At 48.1% G+C, this 16,541-nt stretch carries 9 protein-coding genes and 2 pseudogenes; 7 read left to right on the forward strand and 4 right to left on the reverse strand.

Annotated features, from left to right (window positions below; all coding sequences use genetic code 11):
- Positions 1-126: 126 nt before the first annotated feature.
- From EH198_RS07245 to EH198_RS07255, 3 genes and pseudogenes are all read left to right on the forward strand, one after another.
- Positions 127-411, forward strand: a pseudogene (locus EH198_RS07245) (L-arabinose isomerase); the annotation flags it as partial.
- 66 nt (positions 412-477) lie between these two features.
- A complete protein-coding gene (locus tag EH198_RS07250) occupies positions 478-2,844 on the forward strand; it encodes a phosphoketolase family protein (protein ID WP_124694890.1) in 2,367 nt (788 codons plus the stop codon).
- Between the two features lie 118 nt (positions 2,845-2,962).
- Positions 2,963-4,375, forward strand: a complete 1,413-nt coding sequence (locus EH198_RS07255; protein WP_246014136.1) for a sugar porter family MFS transporter — start codon at positions 2,963-2,965, stop codon at positions 4,373-4,375.
- A 236-nt stretch (positions 4,376-4,611) separates the two neighbouring features.
- On the opposite strand, the pseudogene EH198_RS25535 reads toward EH198_RS07255, so the two are convergent.
- Both EH198_RS25535 and EH198_RS07265 read right to left on the reverse strand, forming a co-directional pair.
- Positions 4,612-5,102, reverse strand: a pseudogene (locus tag EH198_RS25535) (YhjD family protein).
- Positions 5,103-5,133: 31 nt separating this feature from the next.
- Positions 5,134-5,895, reverse strand: coding sequence for a DinB/UmuC family translesion DNA polymerase (locus EH198_RS07265; RefSeq protein WP_246014137.1), 762 nt, complete (start codon positions 5,893-5,895; stop codon positions 5,134-5,136).
- Positions 5,896-6,173: 278 nt separating this feature from the next.
- Here EH198_RS07265 and EH198_RS07270 point away from each other — a divergent pair, with 278 nt between their 5' ends.
- The 4 genes from EH198_RS07270 (at position 6,174) to EH198_RS07285 (ending at position 12,309) form a co-directional block, all read left to right on the forward strand.
- Entirely contained in the window at positions 6,174-7,109 is a 936-nt protein-coding gene (locus EH198_RS07270; protein ID WP_124695210.1) for an ABC transporter permease, read from the forward strand.
- A gap of 34 nt (positions 7,110-7,143) precedes the next feature.
- Positions 7,144-8,025, forward strand: a complete 882-nt coding sequence (locus EH198_RS07275) for a carbohydrate ABC transporter permease (protein ID WP_124694893.1) — start codon at positions 7,144-7,146, stop codon at positions 8,023-8,025.
- Between the two features lie 59 nt (positions 8,026-8,084).
- A complete protein-coding gene (locus EH198_RS07280) occupies positions 8,085-9,698 on the forward strand; it encodes an ABC transporter substrate-binding protein (protein WP_124694894.1) in 1,614 nt (537 codons plus the stop codon).
- Between the two features lie 217 nt (positions 9,699-9,915).
- Positions 9,916-12,309 carry a polyprenyl synthetase family protein gene (locus EH198_RS07285; protein WP_124694895.1) on the forward strand — a complete coding sequence of 798 codons (2,394 nt, stop codon included), beginning with the start codon at positions 9,916-9,918 and terminating at the stop codon, positions 12,307-12,309.
- 150 nt (positions 12,310-12,459) lie between these two features.
- Here EH198_RS07285 and EH198_RS07290 read toward each other — a convergent pair whose 3' ends face one another.
- Positions 12,460-12,996 carry a CueP family metal-binding protein gene (locus EH198_RS07290; RefSeq protein ID WP_124694896.1) on the reverse strand — a complete coding sequence of 179 codons (537 nt, stop codon included), beginning with the start codon at positions 12,994-12,996 and terminating at the stop codon, positions 12,460-12,462.
- Positions 12,997-13,268: 272 nt separating this feature from the next.
- Positions 13,269-16,418 carry a polysaccharide lyase family protein gene (locus tag EH198_RS07295; RefSeq protein WP_221621493.1) on the reverse strand — a complete coding sequence of 1,050 codons (3,150 nt, stop codon included), beginning with the start codon at positions 16,416-16,418 and terminating at the stop codon, positions 13,269-13,271.
- Positions 16,419-16,541: the final 123 nt, after the last annotated feature.

Genomic DNA, 16,541 nt, shown 5'->3' on the forward strand with positions numbered 1-16,541 from the left:
ATGGATCTTTCTTCTTTCAAAATCTCCAGCACGATCCGTGCTTTTTCTTCCGGTGTAAACGTTCTTCTCGGTGTTGGCACAACTAAGGATCTCCTTTTTTGCTGTCTAGTTTCTATGTAGCATTATACTCCATTAGGTATTGGCAATCGTGAAGATCCAACACGTTTGGTATTTGATGGCAAGTCAGGAGACGTCGTGGTTGTTTCAATGGTTGACATGGGAACCCATTATAAACTTTTGATCAATGAAGTTTCTGCATTTAAGCCGACTGTTCCAGCTCCAAAACTTCCAGTAGCTCGTGTACTTTGGAACGTTAAGCCAAACTTTCAAGATGGGGTTAAAGCTTGGATTGAGAATGGTGGCGGTCACCATACGGTTGTTTCATTGAATTTAACAACAGCTATTAAGTAATGCCTCTACCATAAGAGGAGGCTTTGCTTCCTTCGAGAAAAATTTTAAAAAAAAGGAAGAGATAAAATGACAGCTTACAATTCAAAAGATTATTTACAAAAAGTTGATGCTTGGTGGCGTGCAGCGGATTTCATCTCTGTTGGACAGCTGTATTTAAAGGATAACCCGTTACTTCAGCGACCAATTGAAGCAGGTGATGTAAAAGTACACCCTATTGGTCACTGGGGAACAATTTCCGGGCAAAACTTTATCTATGCCCATCTAAATCGTGTGATAAACAAATACGATTTAAACATGTTCTACATTGAAGGACCTGGGCATGGTGGCCAAGTAATGGTTTCAAATTCTTATCTGGATGGTAGCTATACAGAAATTTATCCAGATATCACTGAAGATATTGCAGGACTTAAGAAATTATACAAACAATTTTCATTCCCTGGCGGTGTCGCAAGTCACGCAGCACCAGAAACACCGGGTTCTATTCATGAAGGTGGAGAACTAGGTTACTCACTTTCTCATGCAACAGGTGCTATCTTAGATAGTCCAAATGTAATCGCCGCAACGGTTATTGGTGATGGTGAAGCAGAAACTGGTCCACTTGCAGCAGGTTGGTTTTCAAACTCATTCATCAACCCAGTAAAAGATGGTGCAGTATTGCCAATCCTGTACCTCAATGGTGCGAAAATTTCGAATCCAACAATTCTTAGTCGAAAATCAAACGAAGACTTAACGAAGTACTTCGAAGGTCTGGGTTGGGAACCTCTTTTCGTTGAAGGCGAAGATCCTGAAAAAGTTCACCCAATCATGGCCGAAAAATTAGACGAAGCAATTGAAAAGATTAAAGCGATTCAAGAAAAAGCTCGTGCTGGTTCTGCTGAAGAAGCTGCTATGCCAACTTGGCCAGTCTTAATCGTCCGCACACCAAAAGGGTGGACAGGGCCAAAAGAATGGGATGGTGAACCAATTGAAGGCAGCTTCCGTGCTCACCAAGTGCCAATTCCAGTAGATGCTCATCACATGGAACATATTGAGGCATTAGTTGATTGGTTGAGATCATACAAACCTGAAGAACTGTTTACAGCAGATGGAAAATTGGTAGACGTAATTAAAGAGATTGCGCCAAAAGGGAATAAACGCATGGCAATGAATCCAATTACGAATGGCGGGCTTAATCCAAAACCACTGGATTTACCTGATTGGAAAGAGCATGCAATCGAGACAACGACTCCAGGGGCTGTGACTGCTCAAGATATGATTGTCTTTGGTGGATATGTCCGTGACATTATTAAAAACAACCCAGATAATTTCCGTATTTTCGGTCCTGATGAAACCAAATCAAATCGTTTAAATAAAGTATTTGAAGTAACGAACCGTCAATGGTTGGAAAAGGCTGACTTCCCGCGAGATGAATGGCTTTCTCCAACGGGTCGAGTAATCGATAGTCAATTATCTGAACACCAAGCGGAAGGATTCTTAGAAGGGTATGTTCTGACTGGCCGCCATGGATTCTTCGCAAGTTATGAAGCGTTCTTCCGTGTAGTTGATTCAATGATTACACAACACTTCAAATGGTTACGCAAAGCGAAAGAACAAACTTGGCGCAACGATTATCCAGCATTAAACTTGATTGCAACATCTACGGTATTCCAACAGGACCACAACGGTTATACTCACCAAGATCCTGGAATGTTGACTCACCTTGCTGAGAAAAAACCGGAGTTTATTCGTGAATATCTACCCGCTGATGCAAATACTGTGATGGCTGTCATGGAGAAAGCCCTCCAAGAAAGAGATGTCATTAACTTAATCGTTTCTTCCAAACACCCGCGTCCTCAGTTCTATTCTGCAGAAGAGGCAGTTGAATTAGTGGAAAAAGGTTTGAAAGTTATCGACTGGGCTTCAACAGATGATGGTGAAAAAACTGACGTAGTCATTGCTGCGGCTGGTACAGAACCAAACTTAGAAGCATTGGCAGCAATTACGATTCTTAACAAAGAGTTCCCATCACTTAAGATTCGCTTTGTAAATGTCGTTGATCTTTTGAAACTACGTCATCCATCAGTTGACCCACGCGGTCTCACAGACGAAGAATTCGATGCAATCTTCACAACTGACAAACCTGTGGTATTTGCCTTCCACGGTTACGAAGGATTGATACGCGATATCTTCTTCAAACGTAATAATCATAACTTGTTTGTACATGGTTATCGTGAAAATGGGGATATTACAACACCATTTGACATGCGTGTCCTAAGCGAAATGGATCGCTTCCACCTTGCTAAAGATGTGGCGGAACAAGTATTTGGAGAAGTTGCGAAAGATTTCATTACGAAAATGGATAAGACAGTTGAATTTCATCAACACTTTATCCGTGAAAACGGTCTGGATATTCCAGAGGTTGTAGAATGGAAATGGGAACAATTAATAAAGTAACCCTATCATGGTCCTCTTATTAGTAAGAGTGACCATGGTTTTCAGGATAGGTGAAAACGCTTATAAAGCGGAAATGTATATATGGAAAGAATAAAAAATGAAAAGGAGAAATAGTATTATGAGTCAAGCATCAAGTGAAATCAAATTTGTTCTGCTTGTATCCATGGTAGCGGCCCTTGGCGGTTTTTTGTTCGGATTTGATACGGCAGTCATGTCGGGAGCAAACGGCTTCTTGCGTTCCTGGTTTGAGCTGGGCGACTTCATGCTCGGCTGGACGGTATCCTGTCTGATTATCGGCTGTATGGCCGGTGCGGCGGTTTCGGGCACGCTGGGTGAATGGTTCGGCCGGAAAAAAGTGCTAATAGCGGCCGCAGTATTGTGTACCGCCGGAATTTTTGTTTCCGCGATTTCGCCGAGCCTGTTGATCTTCATCGTTGCCCGCATGATCGAGGGCGTTGGCATCGGGATCACTTCAACGCTCTGCCCGCTCTATAATGCGGAAATCGCGCCTGCCAAATATCGCGGACGGCTGGTCGCCATGAACCAGATGGCAATAGTAACGGGCATTTTCATCGGTTCGTTCCTGGCTTTCGGCGTATCCAGTATCGGCAACGACGCTTGGGACATTTCCACCGGCTGGCGCATCATGTTCGGAACCGGCATCGTGCCGGGACTGCTGTTCCTGGTTCTGCTGTTTCTTGTTCCGGAAAGCCCAAGATGGCTGATCAAGAAAGGAAGAGCCGCCGAAGCCCTGCCTATTCTGCTGAAAATTCACGGGGAAGAGCTGGCGAAGAAAGAAGTGCTCGACATCAAGCAGACCTTCAAACAGGACGAGGAAGCGGCAAAAGCCGCCTCCGGACGGAGATTCACTCCGGCTCTGCGCACCGTTCTTATCGTTGGTATTGTCATTGCTATGCTCCAGCAGGTAACGGGAATCAACGCGGTTATGTATTATGCGCCGGAAATCTTCCGCCAGACCGGAGCTGGAACGAGCGGTTCTCTTACCCAGACCATTATGGTCGGTCTGGTCTTTCTGATCTTCACCGCATTGTCCCTGTGGCTTGTCGATAAGCTTGGACGCAAGCTGCTGCTGCTCATCGGTTCATTCTTCATGACAATCAGTCTTGCGATCATCGGCTTCGCCTTCCTTACGGGGCAAACAAGCGGTCCTATCGTCCTGATCTGTATTCTCGTTTACGTCGCCGCCTTCGCTATTTCGCTTGGAGCGGTTGTATGGGTGATTCTGTCCGAAATCTTCCCAAGCCGGATTCGCGGCTTGGCCACGGCAGTCGCAACAATGGCGCTGTGGGGAGCCGACTTCGCGGTATCCCAGTCCTTTCTGCCGCTGCTCGCTTCCGCGGGACCGGCTGTAACGTTCTGGATTTTCGGTGCGACCTCCCTGTTCACCTTCCTCTTCACTCTGGGTTTCATTCCGGAGACGAAGGGCAAATCGCTGGAAGAAATCGAAGCGATGTGGGAGACGAAGTATAGCGGCAAACAGGAGAGCCTGTATCAATCCCTACAGGATTAATTGATTATGCTGAAAATAACGAACTGCGGCAACAGCTCGCGTCGGTTAAGCAGGGTGTAATTCGGACGACGAAACGGCCAGGCAACGAAGACTCGAAAAAATGATCTGCTCCATTAGATCATCAAATGCCAAAACCAGTGCGGGAAAACCAGGTGTTCAAAGAAATAATGTAAAGACTGCTTGCTCCCCGAAGGCCTACAGGATAACATACAAAAGTTAAACCCCGCCAGAAAAATCTAGTGGAGTTTAACTTTTAGAAGTTCCTTAAGATGTGCTCCGAGCTCTGAAATATACCGGGTCAGCCTTAAACTGATTTCTGTACGCATCACATCACGGGTTAGACCAAACTGCTCCTGATAGCCTCTAAAGAAGATTTTATAATAAGAAATAAAATCATCTTGCTCATCCTCTATAAACCGGATATTGTGCGTTTCAGTTCCCTCTGCAGCTGAAAGGTATCTTTCGAGATTCGGTTTTGAACAAATTGCCCGAACATTAAATACATTGGTGTGAGTATATTGCCCGATTGCTCAATTTCTTTCATGCTCTTACTAACCATCGTATCTATGTAAGGCAGCAATATTAGATCACGGACCATCGTGCGTTCCTCATTTGTAAGCATATTCCCACGATTCCTCTCGTTATGATCTTGCCGCTCGTATTCCTCCGCGTGTTCGGTCAATATCATTTTGGTTTTCCATCTTTCATTGCCGCTTAATTTGCTCATTTGTAGTGTCCTCCGATCTGTTCAGCCCGTTCTAGAGCAACTCCGGATTCCAACAATGAGGAAGCGCGGATGAGTGCCCGGCTGCCAAAGCGAGTTTTGATTTGATCAATAGCAAGTTCTCTGTTATACGTTCGGATCCGGTCGTCGAATAACGTAATTGCATGACACTGTCATCCGTTAATTGAGAAATGGAAATGGCTAGTCGGCTTACAGGCATTCCAGTCCAATTGTCCACAAAAAGACGATAGGCCGCGGCAGCCACCTCATGCGTCAAAGCAGATGGTTCAGGTAGCGTCATTTGCCGGCTATACGAGTTAGATTTATTGCCGTCGGTTTCTGACACCACAATAGATACAACAGAGCCCATATAACGGTACCGCCGCGCCCGCTGACACACCTCAATTACCAGCTCCAGCAGAACTACCTCAATCTCGGTTAGCCGGGTATAAAGATTCCAACGTAAGGCCTTCCCGTGACCAACTGATTTAATCTGATGCCGTATTCCGGTCACAACGGGGCTGGGGTCGATCCCGCGCGCTGTCTGCCAGTAATATTCTGCTTGAATATCGCTCTGCTTGCCCATGGTTGTGCGCATCCGTCGCTTAAATTCTCCTAAATCCATCCGGGCAATATCACCAATCGTGCTAATACCCATGCGGTAAAAATTTCTGGTCATACGTCCCGCTACCATAAACATTTCATGAATGGGGAGAGGCCATAGCTCTTGATCTAAGTTATCGAAATCTAGCTTAAAAATCCCGCCTTCCCTCTTTTTGGCAAAGTTATTAGCCATTTTGGCAAGAATTTTGGTTGGTCCGATCCCCACTCTTGTCCACACACCGGTGGACAGTAATACATGCTGAATTTATATTTTGTTTGAAGCAATTATGCATTTTTGTTGTCAATTGAACAATTTTTTATTTACAAAATGTATTGACGTTTGGTGATGTATTTGGTAAATTGTAAATGCAGAAAGAAATAAGTGGATGTGAAAGCCCTTTAATCGCTCTTACTGCATCAAATATAAACTTTACAAAAAGGAGGTCGGTGGCTTTGCAAAACTCAGTGCAAATGGATTACAAAAAAACGGTGATAAGACAAAAGAGCTCCGTATTTGAAAATGTGAAGAAGCATTACTTTCTTTATTTATTGCTCGCGCCTGCTGTGATCCTGACCCTTATTTTTAAATACGGTCCTATGTATGGTGCGATTATTGCCTTTAAAGATTTCAGTCCGATCAAAGGAATTATGGGAAGTGACTGGGTGGGGTTTTATAACTTCGAGAAGTTCCTGTCTTCCCCCAATTTTACAGTTATATTTATGAATACGCTTAAATTGAGTCTTTTTGGTTTGATTTTGGGCTTTCCCGTTCCTATCCTGCTTGCCTTGATGTTAAATCAGGTGCGCAGGGCCGGAGTTAAAAAGAACATCCAATTATTGCTGTATGCTCCTAACTTCATTTCCGTCGTTGTTGTGTGTGGTATGCTGTTTATTTTCTTGTCCCCGACAGGACCAATCAACCAGCTGTTCAGCTTGATTACCAATGAACCGATTATGTTCATGTCTCGTCCTGAATACTTCCGCTGGATATATATTCTTTCGGATATTTGGACGGGTGCAGGATGGGCCTCGATTATCTATGTGGCGGCTCTTGCCAATGTTGATCCCGAGTTACATAATGCAGCAAATCTGGATGGTGCCAATCTTCTTCAAAGGATACGTCATATTGATCTTCCAACCATTCGTCCGATTATGGCCATTGTCTTTATCCTTGCTGCGGGCGGCATCATGTCGATTGGATTTGAAAAGGCCTATCTATTGCAAACGACAACGAATCTGCCGGCAGCTGAGATTATTCCGACTTACGTTTACAAAATTGGTTTGCAGTCCGGCGACTACGCATACTCAGCCGCAGTAGGGTTGTTTAACTCTCTTATCAACGTCATTTTGCTCATCACGGTTAATTTCATTGTGAAAAGACTGAACGAGGGCGAAGGTCTTTATTAAGAAAGGATGTTACTTAAGAAAGGAGTCACAAGTCATGTTTATCAAACATTCCAGGTTGGACCGCTTTGTTCTCATACTGAATACCACCTTTTTGATACTGGCCGTACTGTTGGTGGTGCTTCCGCTCATTTATGTGGTCATTGCATCCTTAATGGACCCGTCTGTACTGCTCAGCCAAGGATTATCGTTCAAAATTTCGGACTGGTCATTTGAAGGATATCAAAAGATTCTTTCCAATCCGGCCATGATTCGAGGTTTTGGAAACGCTGTATTTTACGCTTCTTCATTTGCTATACTTACCGTCCTGGTCTCAATTTGTGCGGGATATGCCCTGTCGGATGACAGACTAAAAGGTAAAGGATTTTTTATGACATTGTTCATCATTACGATGTTTTTTGGAGGAGGGCTTGTTCCAACTTACCTGCTGGTCAAGAATCTGGGCCTTCTTAATACGCCTTGGGCTGTGATCATACCTGGAGCGGTCAACGTATGGAACATTATTTTGTCCAGAACCTTCTTCAAAGGAGTGCCTAATGAACTGAGGGAAGCGGCCAATGTGGATGGGGCGTCGGAGATGAGGATATTCCTCAGCATAGTATTGCCGCTCTCCAAACCGATTATCTTCGTGCTTGCTCTTTATGCCTTTGTTGGCCAGTGGAATTCCTACTTTGATGCCATGATCTATTTGGATAATCCGAACCTTCATCCGCTGCAGCTCGTTCTGCGTTCTATCCTGATTCAGAATCAGGTTGATCCAAGCATGATCAGTGATCAGCTCGCCATGGCGGAAATGAAACGATTGTCCGAAATCATCAAGTATGCTGCGATTGTTATTTCCAGTTTGCCTCTTCTTATTATGTATCCGTTCTTTCAAAAGTACTTTGAAAAGGGTGTCATGGTCGGTTCCCTTAAATAGGAAACGGACTGCACATAGTTGAAATTATTTTATTCATACTACTTTGGAGGTCATATCTTATGAAAAGATTAAAAAAGTCAAAAGTCTTGGCTAAAACAGCTTCCGCCTCTATACTTGCTTCTCTAATGTTCCTTACTGCTTGCAGTGGTGGAGGGGGAGGGAATGCGTCTAGTAAAGAACAGGATCCAAACGGTAAAGTAACCCTGAATATTATTACGCAAAGCTCCCCGCTGGCACCGGCCGATCCCAATGAGAAGCTGATCAATAAACGTCTCGAAGAAAAAACGAATGTTCATATTAATTGGAAAAACTTCACCAAAGACGTGTTTGTGGAAAAAAGAAACCTCGCGGTCGCAAGCGGCGATCTTCCCGATGCGATTTTCAATGCGGACTACAGCGACTACGAGCTGCTCAAACTCGCTAAAGACGGTGTCATCGTTCCGCTTAATGATCTGATCGAGAAGGATATGCCCAACTTTAAAAAAGTGCTGGAAGAAGCCCCTGAATACAAGAGCATGATTACGGCGCCGGACGGAAAGATTTATGGATTCCCTTGGATTGAAGAGCTGGGCAGCGGAAAAGAAAGAATTCAGGCTGTAGACAGCATGCCTTGGATCAATGTGGAATGGCTCAAGAAGCTTGGGCTCGAAATGCCGAAAACAACGGAAGAACTGAAGAAAGTGCTGATCGCGTTCAAGACAAAAGATCCGAATGGCAACGGTAAGGCGGATGAAATTCCTTTGTCCTTTATTAACAAGCCGGGAGCAGAAGATCTGACCTACCTCTTTGCCGCTTTCGGACTGGGAGAGAATCCCGACCATGCGGTCGTAAGCAATGATGGTAAAGTGATCTTTGCGCCGGCGGATGAAGGCTATAAAAACGCTGTTTCCTATATCAACGATCTTTATAAAGAAGGGCTCATTGATATTGAAGCTTATACGCAGGACTGGAGTACTTACCTTGCCAAAGGAAAGGATCAAAAATACGGTCTTTACTTCTCCTGGGATAAGGCCAACATCTCCGGAGCAAACGAGTCTTATCAAGTATTGCCGCCGCTCGCAGGTCCCGATGGTGAAATTAACGTAGCCCGTACAAACGGCATTGGCCTTGGCCGCGGTAAAATGGTTGTTACGAGCGCAAATAAAAGCCTGGATGCGACTGCGAAATGGGTGGATCAGCTGTATGAACCGGTTCAGTCCGTGCAGGACAACTGGGGAACATACGGGGACGACAAGCAGCAGAACATCTTCGAATTTGATGAAGCCAAAGGCATGCTGAAGCATCTGCCGCTCGAAGGCGCAGCGCCCGTTGAACTTCGTGAGAAAACAAGTGTCGGCGGGCCACTGGCTGTTCTTAATTCCTACTATGGTAAATACACGACCGTGCCGGATGACGCCAAAGGCAGAATGGATATTATCAAGAATATCATGGCTCCACACATGAAGGCGGATAACGTAATGCCAAGCGTATTCAATTCGATTGAAGAGCTTGACCGCCTTACGACGATTGAAGCAGACTTGTTCGCCTACGTGCTTAGAATGCGTACAGAATGGTACCAGAACGGCAAAGTGAACGAGCAGTGGGGAGATTACCAGAAAGAACTGAACCGCCTCGGCTTGGAAGAATGGCTTAAAATTAAACAGGACGGTTATGACAGAGCCACGAAAAAATAAACGTTAGCCGGTGAAGGCCGTGTTCCATGCAGTTATGCTGCTGAACACGGCCTTTTTCTGATGATCAAAGGTCGCCCAGCCTCGAATCCCCGGCAATGCTTTGAAATATTCCCCCCGGACTACATTTACCCTCACAACGATTTGGTAACCAAAAAGCCTGTTTCCCGTATTAACCCATGAACATGAATCCGATTTTACAAAAATAGAAGTAGAGGTAATGAATCATATGAATGTGGAATTTACGGATTACGCCGATACATCGTATCGGCTGGCTGAGCAGAAGGCGGCTCAGTATTTTGCATCCCTTTATATGCAGGTTATGGAGAAGACTTATGTGCCTGCCCTGACAAAAGATATCCAATTGTGGAAACGGAACCATGTGCGTCATCATACATGGCTATCCTTTTTTTCGCGGGGAAAAAGAAAACCTGATACTCGGGATTATCATAGATATATCGGGTGGCTGGATTATATGGGGAAATTGGATGGTTACCTGGATCGAAGCGTCTCCTACATTTATATGAGGGATCTGGGCAAGGCCCTTGATTCTTCCGAGACACAGACCCGGATCCAGCATATGGTTGCCGACATCAAAAGTCACTTGGTTCATTCCACTAGAGCAAACCGGGGAGACCAGCCGGAGTATATGAGTTTGGCCGGGTTTTATCGGTGGGCTCAGAAGGAAGGAATAGAAACGGCTGCGATTTGGGTGATGGACAAACTTAAGGACGTGTCCTTCCATATTCCGAAAGAAATGAATGCCGAGCAGTCCCAGCGAAAACTGATCAAGATCATTGTCGGGGTTGTTTTGCATGTGATAGAAGAGATGGACGATGAAACATCGCCTGCGGAACGTGCGCGGAGACTTGATGAAGCCATCAGGCTAGGGTATTCCTATGGTTTGACCTATCCTTTCATTGACGATCTTCTCGATTCCCAGGTCTTAACCGCAGGGGAGAAAGAACAATATTCCCGTATGATACGCACCGCGCTTCTCACTGGATTTGTTCCGGAAATTAGCGGGTGGGCCGGACATAACATGGATTTCATTCAATACGTCCATTCCGAGCTCCGGGATGCTTTTGAATATATTAAGGGCCTTCAGCGGCCGGAAACACAGAAAACATTTTTTGAGCAGTCTTATGTATTTTTTTATTCCCAGGATATGGATCGCGCCAAGAATCTATCCAATGCCAATTACACGAACGAAGAGCTTTATATACCCATCATTTTAAAATCCTCTTCTTCCAGGTTGATTGTCCGTTCCGTCATTAGCGCTCCCAAAGATGAAGGTTTTGATGATCGAACGTTCTTTTACGGCATTTACAACCAGTTGGCTGATGATTTTGCGGATATGTTCGATGATAGGAGAGATGGTGCGGTAACGCCTTATACCTATTATTTAAAATACCATAAACAACGTTCGGATCTTATCAATCCCTATGAATTATACTGGACGGTCATTTCCCATTTGATCCATAACGTGTATCAGTCCGACATCAAGACCCGTGAGGTGATATTGGATCGTGCAATCAACGGTCTCAAACGTTGTAAAGAACGCTTGGGCACTGAAAAGTATAACGAAATCATGGAAATATTTGCTTCCGGAAATCCGGAATTTAATCGTCTCATCGGGCAGATGGTTCGAAAAGCGGAGGATGTTGATTTCTTCGATAAGCTGCTGCGGGACCAGATGAATACCCTTTTGAAAAACGATCAGAGGGAAAAGGAAGACTTTCAGGATACGATCAAAACGGTCCGCGGTCAGATAAACAACTTGTTGCAGATTCCGAAAAATAACGGGATTTCTCCGATGAAAGAACCGCTTATTGATGCCGCAAATTACAGTCTCGAAGGGGACGGGAAGCGGATACGGCCGATATTGACCTGGGTCATGGGCGTAAATGAATATGGACTGAATGCATCGGCCATCGCGCCTCTTCTGAGATCATTGGAATATATGCATACCGCATCCTTGATCTTCGATGATCTGCCGTCCCAGGATAATGCATCTACCCGCAGAGGGCGTCCAACCCTGCATCAGGTCCATAATAGCGCCACGGCGGAATTAACTGGTCTGTTTCTCATCCAGAAGGCGATCAATGAACAAGCGTCGCTTGATAAGTTCGATGCGAAAACCGTGCTATCCTTGATGCAATATTCGGCCGGGAAGGCGGAAGATATGTGTATGGGGCAGGCGATGGATTTGCATTCCAAAGGAAAAGCGCTGACACTGGAGCAATTGAACAGGATGTGCTTTTATAAAACCGGTGTTGCATTTGAAGCTTCTCTGGTTATGCCCGCGATTCTCGCTCAGGTGAACGAGCCGGAAATCGCGGCTTTGAAGAAATTCGCCTATCATGCAGGCATTGCCTTTCAGATTAAAGATGATTTGCTTGACTTGGAAGGTGATCTGCTCGTGCTCGGCAAGCCCGCCCGCCAGGATACCCAAAATAACAGTTCGACATTTGTGTCCATCCTTGGTCAGGAAGGCGCCAGAAAAGAGATGTGGGAGCACTACTGCCTTGCAATGGAAGCGTTGAAAGAGGTGCCCCGCAATATCGCTTTTCTGAAGCATTTATTGAATTATATGGTTAATCGGGAACGATGAAAGGTTGCTTGAAGGCAAAACATTAATAACCCCCGCCCGATTACGTATCGGACCGGGGCTGTTTGCCGTTAGGAGGCTGGGTTCGAAACGGAACTATCAAGAATAAAGAGATCACGCCGCGTTGCGTTGACGCTGAACTGAGTTTCATCATTAAGTCAATTGCATGGTGGAAACACAGGTGTTGTCGTCTTCAAAAGTTGAGATTTTGGATTCGCTGCTTTTGCCGCCTTGCTCAATTTTGACGTCGAAGGTTTGGTCGCGCGGGAGCCAGAAATCGATGAATCCATTGCCGAAAGTTTGGAATACATCTTTAATCACGACTTTGCCGTCCGAATCCGTTATGGTTACGTTGAATTTCTCATTCGCCATTTCTCCCTGGCAGCCGGTCAAGTTATGAGTAGCGCAGGGATGCGTCTTGTTGACATATGGAGCAATGGAAACGAAAAACTCGTTATCAGGCAGGCTGTAGGTCGATTTGTCATTGTTGTCTGCTGTCACGGTGAGTTCATGCGATGTAATCGATGCAGATTTAGCATCAAGGTTTCCTGAGCTGTAATCATTCACCAATTGTTTGATGCTCGGGACCGTCTGGTTTGCGGTCTCCTTTGTTTTGGCTCCGCCTGCGATGACGTACGTTCCTAAAACGACAGCAATCAAAGCCGCAGTAATTAAAATTTTTCTTCTCATTCTCAAACTCCTTATCTATTTTTCTGAACCTACCAATGACCGTCTGAAGACCCCTGTTGTGAATTGTAATTTAGATTAGCCCCCCTTTGCAACAGCATCCAATCCATATCGGGGACATTCCGCTTCATATTTTGCATTTCATCACTGCACTAGCCGAGGCGTGAGGATGCGGTCGGAAGATGGCAAAACATGAACAACCCCGGCCCGATTAGATATCGGAGCGGGGTTGTTTGCGGTTAACAGGCGCGTCGCTGGGCTTGCAGCATCTAGTTCTAGTTCGCCAGCCGCAGAGACTGCTGCAGACCGTTGACGCTGTAGCGGTTAAAAGTTACCTTGCCTTCCGAGGTGACGATCCGCAGGGTGTGGTCGCCGTCCGGCAGATTATTTTTCTCAAATACGACTTTATTGTAGCCTTCGAGATCGGCGGCGGTGAGGTCAATCGTGCCCTGCAGCACGTTATCGATATATACATCCGCTCTGCCCAAATTGCTCTGCACGTTAGCCAGCCAGCGGATGCCGGTTCCCGTGAAGCCGAAGGATGCGACCTCTGCCGGAGCCTCGGTTTCGTTCCAGCTTCCGTTGTCATTGGTCTGGATACCCGGAGAATAGTAGACGCCCGTATCATTAAAGGCGTAATCGTGCCAGCCGGACTCGGTCGTTGACGACTGCTTGGGAGTGAGCTCCGCATAGTCGATATTGACGCCTCCCGTGTTGCTGCCGTCATGCCGCAGCATGATCGTGTTCGGTCCATCGATAAGCGTGACATCGGCCGTTATGCTTTTATAGGCGCCGGAGCCCAAGTTCTTGCCGGTTGAAACGAAGGCCAGCTTCTTGATCATCTTGCCGTTGACATACAGATTCAATGTCGCGTCCGCCGAGGTGGCGTAACCGATGCGGAGCGTATAGCTGCCGGCTCCCGGCATGATGTTGATGATGCTGATGCTCGATCCGTTCCCGTGCATATCGCGAACATAACCGCCGCCGGAGGCGGCGTAGTCTACCGCCGTTTTGGCGATGCCGCCAAGCTGAGCCTTCTCAGCCTCGTACACCGGACCGCCAGGGGTAACCGGCATATCCGGCACGGTGAGCTGCACCGGGTCGCTCGGGGCGGAGACGTTGCCGGAATCGTCGACGGCCCGAACCGTATACGAGTAGGTGCGGTCGTAGCCGATCGTCGTATCGGTGAACTGCGTCACCGAAGACGGCAATTCCGCGATTTCCTCTTCGTCGCGGTACAGGCGGTAACCGGTCGTTCCCCGGTTGTCCGCCGCTTCGTTCCAATCAATCGCGGCGGAATTCCATGCCGCCATGGCCGCGCCGGCCATGACCGGCTTCTCCGGCGTCTGATCTTCCTTCGGCGTCAAATAGAGCTGAACCGCTTCACCGGCGGCTACGGTCAGGTCAAGGTCCAGGTAGGGTGACACGCTTCGGTCATCCACCGAATAGGCGGCGCCGAGCGTGCTGCCGTCCCGGTACTGCTCCACCCGGTACGTGCCGCTCTCTGGCAGCGTGACCCGGACGCTCACATGGCGCGCCGGAGTACCGGCTGGCTCGAAGTTCACCACGCTGATGATCCGCTTGTCGGACGAGGCGCCGACCGGAGACGCGCCGAGCGCACGCGTATCGACGGCGCGGACATAAATCTTGCGGCCGGCGGATTCGTCGCCGCTCAGGAAGGTGTAGGGCAGCGGCGCGCCGTGCGTCGCATACGCCGCCGCCAAGCGGCGGAAGGTGCGCAGCCGGGTCTCGCCGCCCTCTGCCGAATTGGCCGCCCAGGCTGCCGTGTCGGCCGCCCGGTGCGTACTCCAATTGGCCGGACGGGCAAACAGTGCATAATTCGGGGAAGACGAATCGAAAGCGGTATGCTGCATGATATGGTCCGCGTAGCCGATGTCCCCGCGCATTTCCCGGTCGAAGACGGCGGCGAATTTATACGCCGAAGCGCCGAACTTGCTCTGGTCGGCGTGCAGATCGTTCGCTCCCGATTCGGTCATGACCATTTCCTTCGGGAGCCCTTCGTCCGTGCCGCCGTTATAGGTAAGCAGATTCTCGTTCAGGGCTCCGCCGCGCCCCTGCGCAAGGCCGGACAGCCCGTAGCTGTGGCCGTTCGTCAGGTCCGACAGCGCCTCGATCGGCCGCCGCTGCGCGGGGTCTCGCTCCCAGCCGTACGGCGTTCCCTTGGTCGGCCAGTAGGCCCAGCCGGGAGCGACCATCTTGACCCACGGGGTGTTGGCCTGCTCCGACTTCAGGAACTGGGCCATTTCCACGAGCGAGGACTGATTATGATTGAACACGCCAGGCTCATTGTCCATTTCAAGATAGGAGAAATACGAGCCATAATCGGCCATGAACTGGCGGTAATATGTCTTCATGCTGTCAGGCATGTGGCCTGCGGTCATGTCGGCGCTGTTCATGAAGTCCGTGCCGAAGATCCCGACCACCGGCTGCAGATTCAGATCCTTCATGGTCTGGAGGTATGAGACGATGCCGTTTTCCCACATTTTCCTCGTGTCGGACCATAAGCCTGTCCGCATCATATTCCCGCTGTAGGCAATGCCGAGCCATTCCGTCAAATCGGGCAGGAGTCGGGTTACATCGTCGTTCATTACAAACGAATTGGTGATGGCGGTGCCCAGATGGACATACCGGCCGTGGATTGGCTCGGAGGCCGGGGCGGAGAGAGCGGTCATCGACAGCTCGTCCCATTCGTACCACAGGTACGCATTCCCCGAAGTACCCGAATAGGACCCGGCGTATACCTCCAGATTCAGTGTATTGTCTCCGGTCTTCAGCAGTTCGTTCGGTATATACAAACGGTAAAGGTCACGGTAAGCGTAGGCGCCGCCGCTGCCGGACGTACCGGCAATTTGCAGGAGCCCCGCCAGCCTGCCGTTAGAATATACGGCCATTTGGGGGACGGAAATATAGGCGTTCAGAATGTGAACGTCGAACTCAAGCCCGTATGCGGGCAGACTTGGCAGCGAGTAATTGAGGCTGACCGTTTTGTTGATGCTGGCCTTCATGCCTTTCGGGAACGACTTCCAGCCGCTTGTGCTTGGTTCGGTATCCGGCGAATAGACGGCATAAGAAGCGGTCATGGCTTTGAAATCGGAAAATTCGGCGGAGCTTCCGTCATGGGCGCCGATGGTCCAGACGGGTCCGGCGGGCAAGGACTCCGGCTGCATGGCGGCTGCGGAATTGCCGTAAACGTCTTGCTCAACAGTAACAGGCGCGGAGACGGCCGTCTGCTGTTCGGCGAAGGCCGTGCCGGCCGGGATGGAAGGATTGCCGATGGCAAGTCCCAGCGCCATAAGCGCGGTGATGCCTTTGGCGAGGAAATGGAAACGGGAACGTGAAGTCTTTCTTGCAGTCTTTCTAGGTAAATCGTGGACAGGTTGACACTTTGATTGGGATTGGTTCATCATGGTGAATTCTCCTCCGGTTCAATATATCCCTTTACGCCGCCGATTTGCTCGGGTAAGCAGATCGGCGCCCGGATTGGGCGGAGGAGGAATAACTTTTAACAAACGCGGCAATCGTTCAAA

Source organism: Paenibacillus rhizophilus, from assembly GCF_003854965.1.
Taxonomy (GTDB): Bacteria; Bacillota; Bacilli; order Paenibacillales; family Paenibacillaceae; genus Paenibacillus_AQ; species Paenibacillus_AQ rhizophilus.